Origin of the sequence: Pseudomonas farris, from assembly GCF_019145235.1 — a bacterium.
Lineage (GTDB): Bacteria > Pseudomonadota > Gammaproteobacteria > Pseudomonadales > Pseudomonadaceae > Aquipseudomonas > Aquipseudomonas farris.
The window spans coordinates 494,465-513,248 of sequence record NZ_JAHSTV010000004.1 but is presented as its reverse complement, the minus strand read 5'-3'; the positions used below and the strand labels follow the sequence as shown (position 1 = coordinate 513,248).

Sequence of the window (18,784 nt, the reverse complement as noted above, 5' to 3'; positions counted from 1 at the left end):
GGGCCGGCACATTCAATATCCATGTTGACTGACACGCCGCCTTCGCGAGCAAGCCCGCTCCCACATTCGATCTCTGTCAGTCATACGATCTAAACCCGACCAAAACCATCTGCCTTTCTTGATCGCCATCAAGCAGGTTTCAACCCTTCGCTTCCTATCATGGACGGGCCAAGCAAAGAGGAAGCGACCATGTCAGAGACCTTCACCAAAGGCATGGCCAGGAATATCTACTTCGGGGGAAGCATCTTCTTCTTCCTGATATTCCTGGCCTTGACCTATCACACGGAACAGACCTTTCCAGAGCGCAGCAATGAAGCGCAGTTAACCGAATCCGTGATCCGCGGCAAGACGGTCTGGGAGCAAAACAACTGCATCGGCTGCCACACGCTGCTGGGCGAGGGCGCCTACTTTGCGCCTGAGCTGGGTAACGTGTTCCAGCGGCGCGGCGGGGAGGCGGGCTTCAAACCCTTTCTGCATGCCTGGATGAAAATGCAGCCGCTGGGCGTACCGGGCCGGCGAGCGATGCCGCAGTTCAAGTTGAGCGAGCAGGAGGTGGATGACATCGCCGAGTTCCTCAAATGGAGTTCGAACATCAACACCAATGGCTGGCCGCCAAACAAGGAGGGCTAAGAGATGAGCATTGCTAATCCGCATCTGAAATTCGCCTCGCAAGCCGTGGCCAAACCGTACTTCGTGTTTGCCCTGATGCTGTTTCTCGGTCAGGTGTTGTTCGGTTTGATCATGGGTGTGCAATACGTGGTGGGAGACTTTCTGTTCCCGGTCATTCCCTTCAACGTGGCGCGGATGGTGCACACCAACCTGCTAATCGTCTGGCTGCTGTTCGGCTTCATGGGCGCTGCCTATTACCTGATTCCGGAAGAGGCCGACCGCGAACTGCACAGTCCGAAGTTAGCGATCATTCTGTTCTGGGTATTCGCCGCCGCGGGCGTGCTGACGATCCTCGGCTATCTGCTGGTGCCTTATGCGGGCCTGGCCAAACTGACCCACAACGAGTTGCTGCCGACCATGGGCCGGGAGTTCCTGGAGCAGCCGACCATTACCAAGATGGGCATTGTGGTGGTGTGCCTGGGCTTCCTTTACAACATCGGCATGACCCTGCTCAAAGGTCGCAAGACCACCGTCAGCATGGTGATGATGACCGGGTTGATCGGCCTTGCGGTGTTCTTCCTGTTCTCCTTCTACAACCCCGGCAACCTGGCCCGCGACAAGTTCTACTGGTGGTGGGTGGTGCATCTTTGGGTGGAAGGCGTGTGGGAACTGATCATGGGTTCGATGCTCGCTTTTGTCCTGATCAAGATCACCGGTGTCGACCGGGAAGTCGTGGAGAAATGGCTGTACGTGATCATCGCCATGGCGCTGATTACCGGGATCATCGGCACCGGTCACCACTTCTTCTGGATTGGTGCGCCTGAGGTCTGGTTGTGGGTCGGCTCGATTTTCTCTGCACTCGAACCGCTGCCGTTCCTGGCCATGGTGATCTTCGCCTTCAGCATGGTGAAGAATCGTCGCCGGCAACACCCGAACCGCGCCGCCACACTGTGGGCCAAGGGCACTACGGTCACCGCGTTCTTCGGTGCGGGCGTCTGGGGTTTTCTGCACACCCTGGCACCGGTCAACTTCTACACCCACGGTTCGCAACTGACGGCGGCGCACGGTCACCTGGCCTTCTACGGTGCTTACGCGATGATCGTGATGACCTTGATCAGCTACGCCATGCCGCGTTTGCGCGGGTTGGGTGAAGCCGCTGACGAGCGTTCGCAGACCTTCGAAATCTGGGGCTTCTGGTTGATGACCCTGTCGATGGTGATGATCACGCTGTTCCTCACCGCTGCCGGTGTCGTACAGGTTTACCTGCAACGCTGGCAGGCCGACGGGATTGCGTTGCCATTCATGTCCACGGTCGAACATCTGCAGGTGCTGTTCTGGGCGCGTCTGGGCGCCGGTCTCGGCTTCTTCGCAGGCTTGCTCTGTTACCTGTTCAGCTTCAAGCAACGTAGCCGCGCAGCCTTACGCGCCCCGGCTGCGGTTGTACCTTCATGAACGAGTGCAATGGCTAGAAAAGGTCGGCCCGGCTGATACAGCGGGCCGTTTTTTTGGTTTCCGGGAAGGGCAAGCATCATGGCGTTTACCGTCGAACTGGAAGAGTGGGTAGGCAGTGTCTGGCATCGTTTCATCACACGGCGTGCCAGCCCGGACTTCCCTGAAGCAAGGGTTGAACTGGCCAGCCAGCAACGCCCGCTGGCACTGTTGTTTCGCGCCATGGGCGGTGCCAATGGCATCGGTGTGGAAGCTGCCAGTGATCGCGACCTGCTGCTGCGGCGCAACGTGTTGCAGCAGATCGCCGGCACCTGCAAACAAGTGCCGTTGGCGTGGTGTGACGCGAGTAATTTGCGGCTGCCATCGAGCCTGGCGGTCTTCCCTGAAGTCGCACTGAATGAGGAACTCTATCGCTGGCTCGCGTTGCTGGCGGCACAGGCCGGGCCGATGCGTCACTGGGGGCGGGACAATCAACGCTGGACGCAACAGTTGTTGCGACGCTATCCCGCGCTGCGTACTCGCTATAAACGTCTGGTCGATGCCCATCTGCAATTGCGCCCCGATCCGGCCTCATTGAACGCTAGCGAAGCGGCACTGGAACGGGCGTTATGCCAGGCGCTGCGCGAACCCGGCAGTGTTGAGCATTTCCCCCGCAGCGAACGGGCCGCGTGGCCGCTGCCGCTGTGGTTGTACCCGCCGCAAAACCTCGCCAGCCCGCAGGCTGCGGATCTGGGCGATGAATCCGAAGAGTCTTTGACCACGCCACCCGGCGAACAGAAAAGCGGGCGTAAACGCGCGACACGGATCGATGAAGGCAGCCGCGACGGCGGGTTGTTAATCGTGCGCCTTGAGAACCTGTTCAGTTGGACCGAGCACGTCGACCTGGATCGCTGGTCCGACGACAGCGAAAACCCGGACGCCGCCCGAGTCGCCGACGACCTGGATGAACTGACGCTGTCGCGCACCCGCCTGCGCAAGGGCGGCGCTCTCAAGTTGCACCTGGATTTGCCACCGGCCGATGTCGACGATATTCCCCTCGGCGAGGGCATCAAGTTGCCGGAGTGGGACTACCGTAAACAACAGATGCAGGACAGCTTCGTCAATCTGCAAATGATGGTGCCCCGCGACTGTGAGGCACAGCCATTGCCTTTACGGCTGAAGGCCTCGGCGCACCGCTTGCGGCGCCAATTCGAGCATCTGCGTAACGACCGCCAGTGGTTACGCCAGCAACCTCAGGGCTCAGAGCTCGACATGCAGGCCTGGCTGGATTTTCACGTTGAGCGCGAGCATGGCCAGTGTGCCGAACGCGGTCTGTTCATGGAGCAACGGCAGACCCGCCGCGACCTGGCGTGTCTGTTGCTGGCCGACGTGTCGATGTCCACCGACGCCCATCTGAACGATGAGCATCGCGTCATCGATGTCATCCGCGACAGCCTGCTGCTGTTCGGCGAAACCTTGTCGGTGCTGGGCGATGACTTCGCCCTGTACGGGTTTTCCTCGCTGCGTCGTCAGCAAGTGCGCATGCAGGAACTCAAGGCGTTCACCCAGCGTTATGACGACACCACCCGAGGTCGTATTCAAGGTCTCAAACCGGGGTATTACACGCGCATGGGCGCCGCCATTCGCCAGGCCACGCAACTATTGGGCACGAGCAAGCGGCGCAGCAAACTGTTGCTGCTGCTCACGGATGGCAAACCCAATGATCTGGATCTGTATGAAGGGCGCTACGGTGTTGAAGACACCCGCGAAGCGGTGCTTGAGGCGCGGCGTCAGGGGCTGACGCCGTTCTGTATCACGATCGATCGCGACGCCGGGGATTACCTGCCGTACATGTTTGGCGCCAATGGCTACACCTTGATCCGTCAGCCTGAGCAGTTACCTCTGCGCTTGCCGCAGTTGTATCGTCAGCTGACTCAACCTTGAACCCCGGTTTGATCAACGCAGCATCAGCTGATGCTGCGCGGCAGCCAGAAAAACATCGTCACGCAGAAGATCGTCAGGCCGATGCAGAACCACATGAATCGGCGCTGCCGACGTTCTCCGGCGTGTTCGGCCAGTGCCGGCAGGGGCATGCCGCATTGGCGGCACTCGATTTCTTGGGGTGGGTTGGCATGTTGGCAATACAGGCAGACGGGCATGGCGCTCACTCGAACTGTTCCAGGCGCAGACGATCAAGAATGGCGATCTGACGGCCGTCCTGAGTGATGATGTTTTCATCGATCAAGCGGCGGATGATCCGCGAAAAGGTTTCCGGCTGGATCGACAGGTGCCCGGCAATCAGTTGCTTGGCCATCGGCAACTCGAATTGGCTGTCTATGGTTTGCTGACGAACCAGTTGCGTCAGCAAATAACGTACGACCCGGTGGGTGGCGTTTTTCAGTGACAGGGTCTCGATTTCGTTAACCCGTTGATGCAAGCGAACGCAGAGCTTGCCCAGCAGTGCAAAGGTCAGCCGGCTGTTGCTCTGCAGCAGGCGCATGTAGGTGCTGTTGGATAAGCGGTAGAGCTGGGTGGGGCAGATCGCTTCGGCCGAGGCCACATAGTTCGGGGTGTCCATCAGCATCATCGCCTCGGCGAAAGTTTGCCGATCGCTGATGACCTCAAACACTTTCTCCTGCCCATCGGGTGTCAGCCGGTAGATTTTCACCGCGCCGGCAATGATGAAATAGAACGAATCGGCCGGCTCACCTTGACGGAACAACGGCTCGCCCTTGTCAATGCTCAGCAAGTGGCTGGTACTCATCAGTTCATCCAGCTGTTCTTCGTTCAACGGCTCGAACAAGTGATGACTGCGCAGAATCTGGTGATGGACGCGATGAAGCACCATGAGAATTCATCCTGAAGATAGAGAAGGGGATCAGGTCAGACGAGACCTAGAGAAACGCCGCTGGCCAGGGCCAGGATTGAGGTCAACACAACAAACCAGGCCAGTGGCTGGATGACTTTTTTCATGACGACTCCGGGTAATCGAGAGGGATCCAGGATTTCTAAAAGGTTGCCCATGCTGAGCAAGACGCGGGCCAGGCTTGGAGGGCCCTGCTTATTGGGGTTCTCAGGCGTGAGGGTAAAAAAGACTATGCTGTGTAGGGTTTAAATAACCCTCAAATGGTCATTTTTACCCTGACGACCGATCACCTTTGTGGCGAGGGGGCTTGCCCCCGTTCGGCTGCGCAGCAGTCGTAAAACCGGCTGAGGGGTTCTATCTGACGCGCCGCGGATGCCGGTTTCAGGAGCGCTTCGCACTCCAACGGGGGCAAGCCCCCTCGCCACAGGGGCCATCATTCTCCTAGTCCAGACAGGTTCGAATGAGCATCGGGGCACGTCCCTTGCACACTTGATCTATGACAAAGGCAATGAATCGGTAATACCCGATGATTGCCCCTGGATTTACCTCGGCGCGTGCGGGTTGGCGCCAGGTCAGCAAACAGGTAGAGGAGTGGCTTTATGCAAGTGCTTGACCGCCGTAAAGCGATGGCAATCGCGCCGCTGTTACGGCTGGCCTTCCGGCCGTTTTTCCTCGCCGGCTGCCTGTTGGCGGTGCTGGCCATTCCGCTGTGGCTGGCGGCTTTTAGTGGTTCGATGTCCGACTTGCAGCCGGCAGGCGGTTGGCTGGGCTGGCATCGGCATGAATTGTTGTTCGGGTTCGGCTTGGCGATTATCGCGGGCTTTCTGCTGACGGCCGTGCAGACCTGGACCGGTCGCCCCGGCCTCAGCGGCAAACCGTTGGCCGCTCTGGCGCTGCTGTGGTTATTGGCGCGAGTGGCCTGGCTGGCCAATGTGCCGTGGCCGTTGCTCGCGGTGCTGGAGTTGGCGTTCCCGTTGGCGGTGGCGGTGCTCATGGGCTTCACCTTGTGGAAGGTGCGGCAGAAACGTAACTACCCGATTGTGGTGGTCTTGCTGTTGTTGGCCGTGGCCGACGGGTTGTCCCTGTACGGCCTGGTCGAGGGGCATGAAGGCTGGCAGCGTCAGGGCGTGCTGACCGGTATCTGGCTGGTGGCGGCGATGATGGGGTTGATCGGCGGGCGGGTGATTCCGTTCTTCACCCAGCGTGGCCTTGGTCGGGTGGAAGGCGTTGCCGCCTGGCCCTGGCTGGATCGACTGCTGTTGGTAGGTTCGCCGCTGGTGGCGTTGTTATATGCCGCAGGACCAGCGCTCAACCCCAATGTCTGGGTGGGCCTGCTGTTCGCGGTGCTGGGTGCGGGGCATCTGCTGCGACTGGTGCGCTGGCATGACCGGGCACTGTGGCAGGTACCGTTACTGTGGTCGCTGCACCTGGCTTATGGCTGGTTGGCGGTGGCCTGTCTCGGGATGGCGCTGTGGCATTTCGGCGTGCCGATCAATCCGAGCCTGGCGGTGCATTGCCTGACCATCGGTGCCATGGGCGGCCTGGTGCTGGCGATGATCGCCCGAGTCAGCCTGGGCCACACCGGCCGCGCACTGGAGCCGCCGTCGGGCATGACCCTGGCGTTCATCTTGCTCAACCTGGCGTGCCTGAGCCGGGTCGTGTTGATCGAGTTCTTTCCCTTGCCAGCATTGTGGTTGGCCGGTGTGTGCTGGGCGCTGGCGTTTGCGCTGTATGCCTGGCGCTACGGGCCGATGCTGCTGCGGGCCCGGGTCGACGGTCATCCGGGATGAGCACGCGAACTGACAGAGGCGGGCGCTGATGTATCCCTTTTTACTGGTCACGCATTTGCTGGCAGCGATTGCCTTCATCGGCACACTGTTTTTCGAGGTGGTCATCTGGCATCGCGCGCGCCAGCAGTTGGCGGATCCCGCGCAAACCACGGCGGATCAGGCGATTGCCGTGCGTTCGCGCAAAGTGCTGCATGGCGTGGTGTTGCTGTTGTATGGCGCCGGGATAGGCCTGGCGTGGCAGTACCGGGGCGCATTGAGTCAGCCGCTGGCCAGCAGCTTTGGCACGTTGTTGAGCCTTAAGATCCTGTTGGCCCTGAGCATCATCGGCCATTACTTGCTGCTGGCCTATTGGCTGACCCATGCGCGCCTGACCGCGACTCGCGCAAGCTGGATTCGCCGCAGCATCCTCGGGCACATGGTGTTGATCGTGATCCTGGCCAAGGCGATGTTCTATTGGCAGGGTTGATCATAAGCAGTCCCGGATAAACAAAACCCGCGTCAACCGATGGGCTGCCGCGGGTTGGGTGTGACTGGCGATCGATCAGTGACGAGGGTTCAGGGCGTTGATGAACAGCACGTTGTTTTCCAGATGGATGTGTTGCATCAGGTCGTCTTTGAATTCCAGCAGCCCGCGATAGAGCGCACGCCAGGTGTTACAGGCATCGGCAGGCGGGATGATGTGATTGGTCAGGGCGAGCATCTTCTCAAGTGCTTCGCCATGTTGATCATGTTCGAAGCGCAGCACCTGGATCGGCGGAGCCGCTTGAGCACCGATGCCTTGTTGCAGCATCGGGAACAGCACCTGTTCTTCCTTGAGCATGTGGCCTTCGAGTTCTTGTTGCATGTCGGTCAGGAGATCGGCCAGGCCGTTGGGGCAGCTGCTGCGCGCGCCATGGACTTGCTCGACGCGGCGGGCCAGACGGATCAGTTCCGGCAGTTGCTCGCGGTGACGGGCGTGGTAGCGCGCCAGAAGGTGGGCGATCAGCAGTTCCAAAGGTTCGTTGCGCCAGTCGTGCTGGGTTTCGCCGGCGTCTTGCAGAATGTTCAGAGCGTCGGCAATGAGGACCGGATCGAGGTTTTTGCCAAGGGCCGCTTCACGCAGGCTTTTATGCCCGCCGCAACAGAAGTCCAGTTTGAAGGTATGGAAGATTCGGGTGGCACCGGGAATGTCGCAGGCCAGTTGGCCGAGGCTTTGTTCCAATAGGGTCTGGCTCATCAGGGTTCCTTGTTTGGGTTTCAACGGTTCTCCAGGCTCATTGCATCCGGCATGCCATATTTAAGTGATTGAAAAACATGGATTAATTTTTAGTTGTGGTGATAGGCACCCTGACGCTTTAGGGTGAATCCAACCATAGAGGGTGATTACTACCATGCTGCGAGAAAGCCTGGCAGCCGACCTGATCGTCGAGTTGCCCAATGCCGTGCGGTTGCAACGATTGGTGCAGACCCTGCGCGAATACTTCAACAGTGGCGCCGTGGGCTTGTTGCGTCTGGATGACGACAGCCTCAGGCCGGTGGCGACGGTGGGGCTGGTTCATGAAGCGTTGGGGCGCCGGTTCGTCATTGCCCAGCATCCACGGCTGGCGGCAATCATGGCGTCGCGCGAGCCGACCTGGTTCGAACCCGACAGTCGCCTGCCAGACCCCTACGACGGCTTGCTCGACAATCACGTCGGCGAACCGCTGCCGGTGCATGACTGCATGGGCGTGAGTCTTTATGTCGAAGGACGGATCTGGGGCGCGATCACCCTCGATGCGCTGCACGCCGGGACCTTCGACAGTCGGGCGCGGGAGGAGCTCAAACGCTGCACCTTGCAGATCGAAGCCGCCGTGCGGGTCACCCGTCTGGAACAGGAAAACCGTAGCTTGCGTCTGTCCCGCAGCGATCCCCAGGACTTGCGAATGCCGGTCGAGGAGGGCGAGATCCTCGGGCAGAGTGAGGTGCTGCATCAATTGCTCAATGAGCTGGATGTACTGGCCGACTCCGACCTGCCGGTATTGCTGTTGGGCGAGACCGGGGTCGGCAAAGAGTTGTTCGCCCGGCGCTTGCATCGTCTTTCACGGCGCCACCACAAACCGCTGATCCACGTTAACTGCGCCGCTTTGCCGGAGTCGCTGGCAGAGAGTGAGTTGTTCGGGCATGTCAAAGGCGCGTTTTCCGGCGCCACCAGTGACCGTGCCGGACGCTTCGATGCCGCCAACGGAGGCACGCTGTTTCTCGATGAAGTCGGGGAACTGCCCTTGAGCGTGCAAGCGAAGTTACTGCGCACCCTGCAGAACGGTGAGATCCAGCGCCTCGGCGCCGACAAGCCGCTGCACGTCGATGTGCGGATCATCGCCGCCACTAACCGGCATCTGCCGGACAGCATCCGCGACGGTTTTTTTCGCGCCGATCTGTATCACCGGCTCTCGGTGTATCCGGTGCCGATTCCGCCCCTGCGCGAGCGCGGTAACGATGTGTTGATGCTGGCCGGGCATTTCCTTGAACTCAATCGGGCGCGGCTCGGCCTGCGTGGTTTGCGCCTGTCGCCGGCGGCCGAACGCGCGCTGCTGCTTTATACCTGGCCGGGCAATGTACGCGAACTGGAACACGTGATCAGTCGGGCCGCGTTGAAGCAGCTCAGCCGTGGGACGAGTCGCGCGTTGATCATGACGCTGGAGCCTGAAATTCTCGATCTCGACAGTGCGATGGCGGCATCGGGGACGGTGGTCGAACCATCCCCGGACGTTACGGCTGATCTGCCGTTCCAGCCCTTGGGCGAAGCCGTCGACGATTACCAGCGCAAGAAAATCCTCCAGGCCCTGAGCCTGTCCGGGGAAAACTGGGCCAGCGCCGCGCGAATCCTGGAAGTCGACCCCAGCAACCTGCACAAACTGGCGCGGCGGCTGCGTCTCAAGTAGGCGACAGTGTTGATGGCGGTCAAGGTGGCTTTGCGCAGTGCCTCGCACACTGCGTAAAACCTTCCGGAGATCACCATCATGCCGCTTTCCCTGGCTCAGATGCGCCGTAACTACACCCTTAATGGCTTGCAAGATGAGGCTGCGCTGGACGATCCGCTGGCGATGTTTCGGCAGTGGTTGCAACAGGCCCGCGACACCGAGTGCGCACCTGTCGAGGCCAATAGCATGGTGCTGGCGACGGTCGACCTTGAAGGACGGCCGCACTGTCGGGTTCTGCTGCTCAAGGGGTTGAGCGATGAAGGCTTTACTTTTTTCGGCAACTACCAGAGCGACAAGGGTCAGCAACTGGCCGCTAATCCCTATGCCGCGATGACGTTTTTCTGGCCGGGACTGGAGCGTCAGGTGCGTATCGAAGGGCAGGTGTCCAGACTCGATCCGGCGTTGTCGGATGCGTACTTCGATTCTCGTTCCATGGCCAGTCGCCTGGGGGCCTGGGCTTCACCGCAGAGTCGCCCGCTGGCCAGTCGTGCAGCGCTGGAATCCATGCTGGCTGACACCATCAAACGCTTCGTTGGCCAAAGCGTGTCGCGTCCCGAGCATTGGGGCGGCTACTGCCTGCGCCCTGAACGTCTGGAGTTCTGGCAGGGGCGGGCTGACCGTTTGCATGATCGACTCGACTACCGTTTGCGCGATGGTTTGTGGAAGCGAAGCCGGTTGGCGCCTTGAGCCCCATTGCGCAGAACCTGTAGCGACGGAGGACAATGTGGGAGCGGGCTTGCTCGCGAATGCGGTGTGTCAGTCGACATTAATGTTGTTTGACACACCGCATTCGCGAGCAAGCCCGCTCCCACAGGTTTTGTGCCCGGCACATTCTCTCTATGTCCCCGACGAGGTACCTCCTTGGAGGAATTGGCTCGCTCGCTATTCCGGTTCAGGCTTCGGGCCATACCCTCATCTACGGGAAGACCTGGATATGGCCCATCTGGCGCAACGCACGTTTGAACCCCTGAACATCGCCGTACTGACCATCAGCGATACGCGCACTTTTGACACCGACACTTCGGGGCAGACCCTGACGGATTTGCTGCAAACAGCCGGGCATGTGTTGATCGATCGCGATCTGGTCAAGGACGACATTTATCAGATCCGCGCTACCGTTTCCCGGTGGATCGCCGACCCCAAGGTGCAAGTGGTTTTGATGACCGGCGGCACCGGTTTCACCGCTCGCGACAACACACCGCAAGCGGTCTTGCCATTGCTGGACAAACATGTGGAAGGCTTCGGCGAACTGTTCCGGCAGGTGTCTCTGGAGGAGATCGGCATGTCCAGCCTGCAGTCCCGGGCACTGGCCGGCATGAGTAACGGCGTGCTGGTGTGCTGCGTTCCAGGCTCGCCGGGTGCCTGCCGGACGGCCTGGAACAAGATCCTGCTCGAACAGTTGGACAGTCGCACCGGCCCGTGCAATTTCGCCCCGCATTTGAAACCGCAAGCACAGCGGATCATCGACGCCTGCGGGACGCGCACATGACTGGCCGGGTGTGCGACATCGGCAACCTGATGCCGGTGGACGAGGCCATCAGCCGTCTGCTGGACCAGGCACCGCCGCCGCCTCTGGCGCAAATGGTTCGTCTGGATCAAGCCATGGGGCGGGTGCTGGCGGCGGATGTTCATTCCCCGGTGAACCTGCCGGCCTGGGACAACAGTGCCATGGACGGCTATGCCCTCAGGGCGGCTGACCTGCCCCAGGCAGGTGGCTGTTTATTGATTGGCGGGCGAATTGCGGCGGGGGATCAAGCAAGTTCACCCTTGCTCGCGCAGCAAGCGGTGCAGATCTTTACCGGCGCGCCATTGCCACCGGGCGCCGATACCGTCGTGCCGCAAGAGCGCTGTCGGGTCGAGGGCGAGCGTGTCTGGTTCCCGCCTGTATCCGTTGGCGACCATGTGCGCAAGGAGGGTGAGGAAGTTCGCCGTGGGCATCTGTTGCTCAAGGCCGGCAAACGCCTGCGCGCACAAGAATTGGGGTTGATGGCTGGCGCTGGTATCGCGCGGGTCGAGGTCTATCGGCCGTTGCAGGTGTGCCTGCTCAGCAGCGGTAATGAACTGCGTGAGCCGGGCGATGCCTTGGCGCCGGGGCAGATTTACAACAGCAACCGGTACTGTCTCGCCGCGTTGTTGCGCGGTTGGGGCGTCGAGGTGCACGACTATGGCGTCATGGTCGATGAGTTGGCGGCCAGCCGGCATGCCTTGAGCCTGGCGTCTTCGGAATGCGACTTGCTGTTGAGTTCCGGTGGCGTGTCGGTGGGCGAGGAAGATCACCTCAAACAGGCGATCGAGGAACTGGGCAACGTCGATTTCTGGCGGCTGGCCATTCAGCCGGGCAAGCCACTGGCCTTTGGTGAAGTGGCCAGCAAACCGTGGATCGGCATGCCGGGAAATCCTTCGGCGGCGCTGATCACCGCGTTGGTGGTGGTGCGTCCGTTCCTGCTCAGGGCCCAAGGCGTGACTGACGTGCTGCCGGTGCCGTTGGCCGTGCCCGCCGGGTTCGACTGGTTGCAACGTAACAAGCGTCGGCAGTACCTGCGGGCCAGATTGACGCCCGGCGCCGACGGCCAGTTGAGCGTGGAACTGCACCCTCAGCAAAGCTCGGCCATGTTGACCGCCGCGTGCTGGGCCGATGGGCTGGCGGTGATCGAGTGCGAGCAGCAAGTGCTCAAGCACGACAACGTGATGTTCCTGTCCTTCGCCGACCTGATGCATTGATGGCAATTGATTGCCGTCAAGGCCGTGCCTGCCGGTCTGGCTAGACTGGCAGCGCCTTTTTCGATCGCCCCGGACCTTCGCGTCATGGGCATCAGGCGATGGCCCGGATGCGTTTTTTCATGAGGATTACCCATGCAACTGGTCTGCCCGGCAGGGAACCTGCCTGCGCTTAAAGCGGCGGTGCGCCAAGGCGCCGATGCCGTCTATGTCGGCTTTCGCGATGACACCAACGCCCGGCATTTCGCGGGGCTGAACATGGACGACAAACAGTTCGACGCCGCGGTCGCCCATATCCGTCAGCATCAACGAAAACTCTACGTCGCGGTCAACACGTACCCGCAACCCAAGGGTTGGGAGCGCTGGCAGCGAGCGGTGGATCGCGCCGCTGATTTCGGCGTCGATGCGCTGATCGCCGCCGACCCCGGGGTGCTCAACTACGCCAGTCAGCGGCATCCACAACTGGCGTTGCACCTGTCGGTCCAAGGCTCGGCGACCCATGCCGCCGCGCTGGAGTTTTATGCGCAGCGCTACGGCATTCGACGCGCGGTGCTGCCGCGGGTGTTGTCGTTGGCGCAAGTACGCCAAGTCGCTGCCAGCAGCCCGGTGCCCATCGAAGTGTTTGGCTTCGGCAGCTTGTGCATCATGGCCGAAGGGCGTTGCCATCTGTCTTCCTACATTACCGGCGAGTCGCCGAACCTGTGCGGTGTCTGTTCGCCGGCCAAAGCGGTGCGCTGGAGTGAGGACGCCGAAGGCTTGAGCGCACGCCTCAGCGAAGTGCTGATCGATCGCTACACCCCTGACGAACCGGCCGGTTACCCGACCTTGTGCAAAGGCCGCTTCCTGGTCGGCGGCAAACGCTTTCATGCGCTGGAGGAGCCCACCAGCCTCGACACCCTGGACTTGCTGCCGGAACTGACGGCCATCGGCGTCGAAGCGGTGAAAATTGAAGGCCGCCAACGCAGCCCGGCCTATGTCGAACAAGTCACCCGCGTCTGGCGCGCGGCACTGGACGCCCATCGTGGCGCGCCGGGCAGTTTTCGGGTCAAGGAGGAATGGCGTCAGGTGCTGGCCGGTTTGTCCGAAGGCAGCCAGACCACTCTGGGTGCTTATCATCGATCATGGCAATGAGGGATTCGACATGAAACTCAGCCTGGGACCGGTTCTGTTTTATTGGGACAAAGAGCAACTCAGCAACTTTTACGCCGAGATGTCGGCCTTGCCCCTGGACGTGATTTATCTGGGGGAAACCGTGTGCTCGAAACGCCGGGCCTTTTCGCTGGATCAATGGCTGGGGTTGGGACGCGAGTTGCAGGAATGCAGCCAGGCGCAACTGGTGCTTTCCAGTCTGACGCTGATCGAAGCGGCGTCCGAACTCTCCAGCCTGCGCCGGCTGTGCGACAACGGCCAATTGCTGGTGGAAGCCAACGACATGGGCGCGGTGCAATTCCTGGCTGAGCGCAAGTTGCCGTTCGTGGGCGGCCCGGCCCTCAATCTGTACAACGGTCATGCGCTGGCGCAATTGCTCGACAGCGGAATGACCCGCTGGGTGCCGCCTGTGGAATGTTCAGCGGCGCTGATTAGTGATGTGATCGAACAGGTACGCGAACTGGGCCGTGCAGTGCCGGAAGTTGAAATTTTTGCGTATGGGCATTTGCCGTTGGCCTATTCCGCACGCTGCTTCACCGCCCGTGCGGAAAACCGGCCCAAGGATGACTGCCAGTTTTGTTGCATCAACTACCCCGACGGCCTGGCGCTGACCAGTCAGGAAGGGCAGGCGCTGTTCACCATCAACGGTATTCAGACAATGTCGGCTGAGGTGACCAATCTGCTGGCCGATTACTCCGGGCTGGTGGCCTGCGGCGCCGATCTGTTGCGCTTGAGCCCTCGTGCTCAGGGCATGGCCGAAGTGGTCGCTGCCTATCAACGGGTTCGTCTGGGCGAGACACCGCCGCTGTTTGTAGAAGGGTGCAATGGTTATTGGCATGGCCAGGCCGGCATGCTGCGCGTCGAGGAGGTCGGCCTGTGTTGAATCGAAAAAAGTGGCTGTTGAAAGGTGCCGACCGGTTGTTGCCGCTGGTGCGCCGGGTGCCTTTTTCCGTGCAGCGCCTGGCGTTGCAACAGGCGCTGAATCGTTGCCTCGCCGAGCCGTTGCGCGATGGTGAGTTCGAGGTTTTGCGTGGGCGTTGGTTGTGTTTGCGGATTCCCGATCTGGGGTTGTCCTGGTATTTGACTCTCAGCGGTAAAGGGCTGCGGATTGCCGAGCACGCCGTGGCGCATGTGACGATCAGTGGTAATTGGCGGGAGTTTTTATTGCTGGCGAGCCGTCAGGAAGATCCGGATACGCTGTTCTTTCGCCGGCGTCTGGTGATTGAGGGTGATACGGAGTTGGGGTTGGCGTTGAAGAATCTGATCGACAGTCTGGATCCTGATGTGTTGCCTGTGTGGTTGTGGCGCAATCTGGAGCGGGCGGGGAAGGGGTTGGCGGCGGGATAACCGACACAGATTAAGTGTGGGAGCGAGCCTGCTCGCGATGAGGCAGGTACATTCAACATTGATGTCGACTGACACTCCCTTATCGCGAGCTGGCTCGCTCCCACATTGGATTTTTGTTGTTCTTCAGGCCATCGTTTCCCGGCGGCTTTCATGCTGGCGAGCATCACTGGCAATCAACTGCCTGATCCCTTCAAACAACTCATCACTCTGCGCCTGCGTGCAATCCACACCATGGCGTTTACGCAGCCCGTAATGACTGAGAATCAGGTGCACATCAGCATGCAGGCCATGTTGCTTGAGGCAGTTTTCAACGCATTGCAACGGGCAGCCATCCAGCGCGAAGATCCGGCGCCCCGAGCGCGCTTTGTTGACCAGCGCCGCCACATGCCCGCCGACACCGGCGATGCAGGACATTTCAGCCAGGCCGCTGCGCTCCAGTCGCACGGCCAGGGTGTTGGCCAGTTGGGCGACGTTGGAGCAACCTGAGCAGGAGTAAACCAAAGGCAGGGTTGAACGGGGCATTTGTACTCTCCGTGGATGGACGCTGCCAGTGTGCAAGGCGCGTGGCATTGCGCCTTGATGGCGGTCAATTCCGACTATTGGAAAGCCGCCAGCTCTTCTTCAGCGAGAATGCTGATATGGCGACGCTCCATGGCGATCAGGCCGCACTCCACCAGGCGATGCAAAATCCGCGAGAAGGTTTCCGGCTGAATCCCCAGCTTCGACGCCACCAGGCGTTTGGACACCTGCAAGACAATCTGGCCGGTAACCGGGTGGCGTTCCTGGAATAGAAAATTAATCACCCGACGGCTCGCGCTGGCCATGGTCAAGGTATCGATGTCGCGCAGACGCAGGTGCAGGTGAACGCTCATGCTCGCGAGGATCGCCAGACAGACTTTCGGCTGGTCCTCCAGGGCATTGCGGTAATGGTTGCCCTCGATACTCACCAGCACGCTGTCCTTCAGGGCCGTGGCGCTCACCGGGTAGAGACGGGCCTGGCTGAACAGCAAGGCCTCGGCAAAGGTCTGGCCGGGCTGAATGATCTCCACCAGGTTTTCCTGGCCTTCGCCGGTGAGCCGGTACAACTTGACCTGGCCGCTGACCAGCAGGAAAAAACGCCTGGCCGGATCCCCTTGATGCATGAGGGTGCTGTGACAGGCCAGGCGCTTGAGCATGGCCAGGTTGCAGACTTCCTCGAAGACTTTCTCCGGGAGCTGGCTGAACAGATGATGACGACGCAACGTTAAAACGATGGAAGGGTGGGTCAGCATGGCGTACCTCCGCTGACCGTCATAGTAGAGAGCGCAGGCCAATTGACCTATGCCTCTGCAGGCCTACCTCCAAGGAGGGATGCCCGTCAGCCCGCACTGCGCAGATGCTCCATGGCCCACACCGCCGCCTCCACCCGCGAGCGCAAGCCGAGTTTGTGCAGCAGGTTTTTCACGTGGACCTTGACCGTCCCTTCGGTGATGCCCAGCTTGTGCCCGATGACCTTGTTGCTGAAGCCGCTGGCGATGGTTTTCAACACCTGACGCTCACGCTCGGTCAGTTCCACCACGGCCTGGCGCGGCGGCGAGCGCAGCGCCTGGGCCATGACTTGAGTCAGGCCGGGGCTAATGACCAAGGCGCCGTTCAAGGCATCGCGGATGTACTGGATCAACAGTTCGGGTTCCATGTCCTTGAGCAGATAACCGTCGGCATCCAGCCGTAGTGCGTCGCGAATATCGTCTTCGGCGTCCGACACAGTGAACAGCAGCACTTTGCCGGTGTAGTGCATCGCCCGTAATCGGCGCAGGGTTTCGATGCCATTCATTTGCGGCATGTTGTTGTCGAGCAAGACCAGATCCGGTCGAAGCGGCTCAATCAGGCCGAGTGCTTCTTCACCCTGGCTGGCTTCGCCGACGATCAGGAAATCATCTTCGAGTTCGAGCATCTGACGAATGCCGTGACGCATCATCGGATGGTCGTCTACCAGCAGGATTCTGTGTTGCGGGGACGGGGTCATGTGACGCTACCTTCTGTTTGCTGCCCGAGAAATTCCGGGTGGAATTCCAGCTGGACACGGGTGCCTTGGGGTTCCCTGGAGATGATCTGCAGCTGGCCGTGCAAGCTGCGAGCCCGCTCATCCATGATGTTCAGGCCGTGGTGTTCGCGTTGATCGACATTGCCGCTGAAGCCGCGACCGTCGTCTTCGACCGACAGCCTGACCGTCTCGCCGTCCTGGCGCAGTTGTAGCCAGGCGTTTTGCGCATGGGCGTGGCGCAAGCAGTTGGAGAGCGCCTCGCGGGTGATCTGCAGAATATGTATTTGTTCGCTGGCCGATAGCTGAAAGGCCAGCGTGTCGACGTGCAGATGCACCTGAAACTCCCCGCGACGGGAAAATTCCTCGGCGGTGTCCTTGAGTTCCTGCACCAGTCCCGCGTCGTGAATCTGCAAACGAAAAGTCGTCAGCAACTCGCGTAACTGGCGGTAGGCATTGTTCAGTCCCTCGCGCAATTCGGCGGTGACGGTTTCCAGGGTCTGGACCGGTTCGCCCCGGCGCATCAGGGTCTGCATGCGGCTGACTTGCAGCTTCATGTAGGACAGGGCCTGGGCCAGTGAATCGTGCAGCTCGCGGGCGATGATCGTGCGTTCTTCGAGCAGCAGCAGGCGATGATCCTGTTCCCGTTGGCGCTTGAGCGACAGTGAGGTGCCGATCAGGTTGGCCAAGGCCTGGATCAGTCGGGTTTCCCAGGCTTGCATGGAATGCCCGTCGACAAAGTGTGCCTTGAGCTCACCCAGTTCACTGCCCTGGTTGCTGATGCTGAAGGCTTGCGGATTGGCTTTATGGTGCTTCTGGCAAGTAGCGCAGTCGCTACTGGCGCAGACTTCGCGGATATTCGCGCCATGCAGGGCCAGTAGCTGTTGGGCCGGTGCCTGCAGTTGGCCTTGCAGACACAGCGACAGGCGCAAGCCGGGCAGGCGTTGCTGGAAGCGTCGAATCAATTCATCGAGGCCTTCGGCATTGGCCAGGCGTGTGGCCAGGCTTCGGCTGCTTTGATACAGAAGCTCCAGGGCGGCATTGGCTTGTTGCAGGTTCAGGGTTTTTTGCCGGACCTGACTTTCCAGAGTGCGGTGCGACTCTTCGATCGTTTCGGCCATGGTGTTGAAACTGGTGGCCAACTGGCCCAGCTCGTCCTGGGACTGATGGTTGACCCGCACCTTGAAGTCGCCGCGACGAAAGCGCTGGGTTGCGTCCACCAACTCCTTGAGGGGCGTGACGACACCGTACTGCAACTCGTACAACCCGATCAGCAGGACAATCATGGTGGTGAACAAGGCCATGCCCTGGATCGCCTGTTGCCAGCCCTGCTTTTGTTCACTTTGACGCTGCAACAGATTGACGAACTGGTTCAGTTGCTCAACGAAGGAATGAGCCTGGACTTGAAAGGCTGCCGCATCACCGCGCTCAAGTGCCGGGCGTAAATCCTCGTTCCATTGTTGCTGGATTTGCCCATAGCTGACTTGCAGGGCGGCGGTCGGGCCATCTTCCAGCACGGCCTTGAGTGACTGGCTGGTGAGACGGGTTTGCAGGCTGTCGGTGATAGCGGCGATTTCTGAGGGCGTTGCCCCCGCGGCCAGTTTCCAGCTCAGGTGATAGGTCTCCATGCGCACCGAGCCTGCGGTGTTGATGGCGGCGGCATCGCCCTGGCTGAACCAGGCGATCAGCCCGGCGCTCAACGAACTGGCGAGCGCCAGCACGGCGATTAGGATCACCGCCAGCCCGGCGCGAGCGGGCAGGGAGCTGCGCAACCAGCGCATCATCGGCGCAGGTTCGGGGAAAAGATCAGAAAACAAAGCATGCAAAGTTCCAGCGTGGGGTTTTGCCGCCGATCCCGGGCGCGCTACCTCTAAAGAGTTGTCGACTGTTCCTTGTCAGCAAAAGCGTCGGTTAAAAC

The 18,784-nt window shown here is 60.5% G+C and carries 19 protein-coding genes; 12 read left to right on the top strand and 7 right to left on the bottom strand.

Translation table 11 applies throughout. The features are described from left to right. Positions 1-189 precede the first annotated feature (189 nt). The 3 genes from KVG95_RS11310 to KVG95_RS11300 all read left to right on the top strand — a co-directional run bounded on the left by KVG95_RS11310 (position 190) and on the right by KVG95_RS11300 (position 3,981). Positions 190-630: a c-type cytochrome gene (locus tag KVG95_RS11310; RefSeq protein WP_038982840.1), complete on the top strand. Its 441-nt coding sequence runs from the start codon at positions 190-192 to the stop codon at positions 628-630. Between the two features lie 3 nt (positions 631-633). After that, positions 634-2,061: a cbb3-type cytochrome c oxidase subunit I gene (locus tag KVG95_RS11305; RefSeq protein ID WP_217856468.1), complete on the top strand. Its 1,428-nt coding sequence runs from the start codon at positions 634-636 to the stop codon at positions 2,059-2,061. 78 nt (positions 2,062-2,139) lie between these two features. After that, the gene (locus KVG95_RS11300; RefSeq protein ID WP_217856466.1) at positions 2,140-3,981 is read left to right on the top strand and encodes a nitric oxide reductase activation protein NorD; all 1,842 of its coding nucleotides are present in this window, start codon (positions 2,140-2,142) and stop codon (positions 3,979-3,981) included. A 23-nt stretch (positions 3,982-4,004) separates the two neighbouring features. On the opposite strand, the gene KVG95_RS11295 is transcribed toward KVG95_RS11300, so the two are convergent. Together KVG95_RS11295 and KVG95_RS11290 are read right to left on the bottom strand one after the other, a co-directional pair. Continuing rightward, positions 4,005-4,196 (bottom strand): protein DnrP, encoded by a 192-nt coding sequence (locus tag KVG95_RS11295; RefSeq protein WP_217856517.1) that lies wholly within the window; start codon positions 4,194-4,196, stop codon positions 4,005-4,007. Positions 4,197-4,201: 5 nt separating this feature from the next. Next, positions 4,202-4,885: a Crp/Fnr family transcriptional regulator gene (locus tag KVG95_RS11290; protein ID WP_217856464.1), complete on the bottom strand. Its 684-nt coding sequence runs from the start codon at positions 4,883-4,885 to the stop codon at positions 4,202-4,204. A 617-nt stretch (positions 4,886-5,502) separates the two neighbouring features. On the opposite strand from KVG95_RS11290, the gene KVG95_RS11285 reads away from it, so the two are divergent. After that, positions 5,503-6,693 carry an NnrS family protein gene (locus tag KVG95_RS11285; protein ID WP_217856462.1) on the top strand — a complete coding sequence of 397 codons (1,191 nt, stop codon included), beginning with the start codon at positions 5,503-5,505 and terminating at the stop codon, positions 6,691-6,693. Positions 6,694-6,721: 28 nt separating this feature from the next. Beyond that, positions 6,722-7,159 (top strand): hypothetical protein, encoded by a 438-nt coding sequence (locus KVG95_RS11280; RefSeq protein ID WP_217856460.1) that lies wholly within the window; start codon positions 6,722-6,724, stop codon positions 7,157-7,159. A gap of 75 nt (positions 7,160-7,234) precedes the next feature. On the opposite strand, the gene ytfE is transcribed toward KVG95_RS11280, so the two are convergent. After that, positions 7,235-7,909, bottom strand: coding sequence for an iron-sulfur cluster repair protein YtfE (gene ytfE / locus KVG95_RS11275; RefSeq protein WP_008075057.1), 675 nt, complete (start codon positions 7,907-7,909; stop codon positions 7,235-7,237). A gap of 154 nt (positions 7,910-8,063) precedes the next feature. Here ytfE and norR point away from each other — a divergent pair, with 154 nt between their 5' ends. The 7 genes from norR to ubiT all read left to right on the top strand — a co-directional run bounded on the left by norR (position 8,064) and on the right by ubiT (position 14,846). Beyond that, the gene (gene norR, locus KVG95_RS11270; protein WP_217856458.1) at positions 8,064-9,593 is read left to right on the top strand and encodes a nitric oxide reductase transcriptional regulator NorR; all 1,530 of its coding nucleotides are present in this window, start codon (positions 8,064-8,066) and stop codon (positions 9,591-9,593) included. A gap of 78 nt (positions 9,594-9,671) precedes the next feature. Further along, positions 9,672-10,319 (top strand): pyridoxamine 5'-phosphate oxidase, encoded by a 648-nt coding sequence (gene pdxH, locus KVG95_RS11265; protein ID WP_217856456.1) that lies wholly within the window; start codon positions 9,672-9,674, stop codon positions 10,317-10,319. Between the two features lie 247 nt (positions 10,320-10,566). Continuing rightward, the gene (gene moaB / locus KVG95_RS11260) at positions 10,567-11,121 is read left to right on the top strand and encodes a molybdenum cofactor biosynthesis protein B (protein WP_201060718.1); all 555 of its coding nucleotides are present in this window, start codon (positions 10,567-10,569) and stop codon (positions 11,119-11,121) included. Beyond that, positions 11,118-12,353: a molybdopterin molybdotransferase MoeA gene (locus tag KVG95_RS11255; RefSeq protein WP_217856454.1), complete on the top strand. Its 1,236-nt coding sequence runs from the start codon at positions 11,118-11,120 to the stop codon at positions 12,351-12,353. The genes moaB and KVG95_RS11255 overlap by 4 nt, the downstream gene beginning before the upstream one ends. Positions 12,354-12,485: 132 nt before the next feature. After that, the gene (gene ubiU, locus KVG95_RS11250) at positions 12,486-13,481 is read left to right on the top strand and encodes a ubiquinone anaerobic biosynthesis protein UbiU (protein WP_052964423.1); all 996 of its coding nucleotides are present in this window, start codon (positions 12,486-12,488) and stop codon (positions 13,479-13,481) included. A gap of 10 nt (positions 13,482-13,491) precedes the next feature. Next, positions 13,492-14,382, top strand: coding sequence for a U32 family peptidase (locus KVG95_RS11245; RefSeq protein ID WP_217856452.1), 891 nt, complete (start codon positions 13,492-13,494; stop codon positions 14,380-14,382). Continuing rightward, a complete protein-coding gene (gene ubiT, locus KVG95_RS11240) occupies positions 14,376-14,846 on the top strand; it encodes a ubiquinone anaerobic biosynthesis accessory factor UbiT (protein ID WP_217856450.1) in 471 nt (156 codons plus the stop codon). The genes KVG95_RS11245 and ubiT overlap by 7 nt, the downstream gene beginning before the upstream one ends. A 123-nt stretch (positions 14,847-14,969) precedes the next feature. Here ubiT and KVG95_RS11235 read toward each other — a convergent pair whose 3' ends face one another. The 4 genes from KVG95_RS11235 to KVG95_RS11220 form a co-directional block, all read right to left on the bottom strand. Then, positions 14,970-15,368, bottom strand: coding sequence for a putative zinc-binding protein (locus tag KVG95_RS11235; protein WP_217856448.1), 399 nt, complete (start codon positions 15,366-15,368; stop codon positions 14,970-14,972). 74 nt (positions 15,369-15,442) lie between these two features. Then, the gene (locus KVG95_RS11230; protein WP_217856446.1) at positions 15,443-16,117 is read right to left on the bottom strand and encodes a Crp/Fnr family transcriptional regulator; all 675 of its coding nucleotides are present in this window, start codon (positions 16,115-16,117) and stop codon (positions 15,443-15,445) included. Positions 16,118-16,203: 86 nt separating this feature from the next. Continuing rightward, entirely contained in the window at positions 16,204-16,851 is a 648-nt protein-coding gene (narL, locus tag KVG95_RS11225) for a two-component system response regulator NarL (RefSeq protein ID WP_052964418.1), read from the bottom strand. Beyond that, positions 16,848-18,650, bottom strand: coding sequence for a HAMP domain-containing protein (locus KVG95_RS11220; protein WP_217856444.1), 1,803 nt, complete (start codon positions 18,648-18,650; stop codon positions 16,848-16,850). Before KVG95_RS11220 ends, narL begins: the two co-directional genes overlap by 4 nt. Between the last annotated feature and the right edge of the window lie 134 nt (positions 18,651-18,784).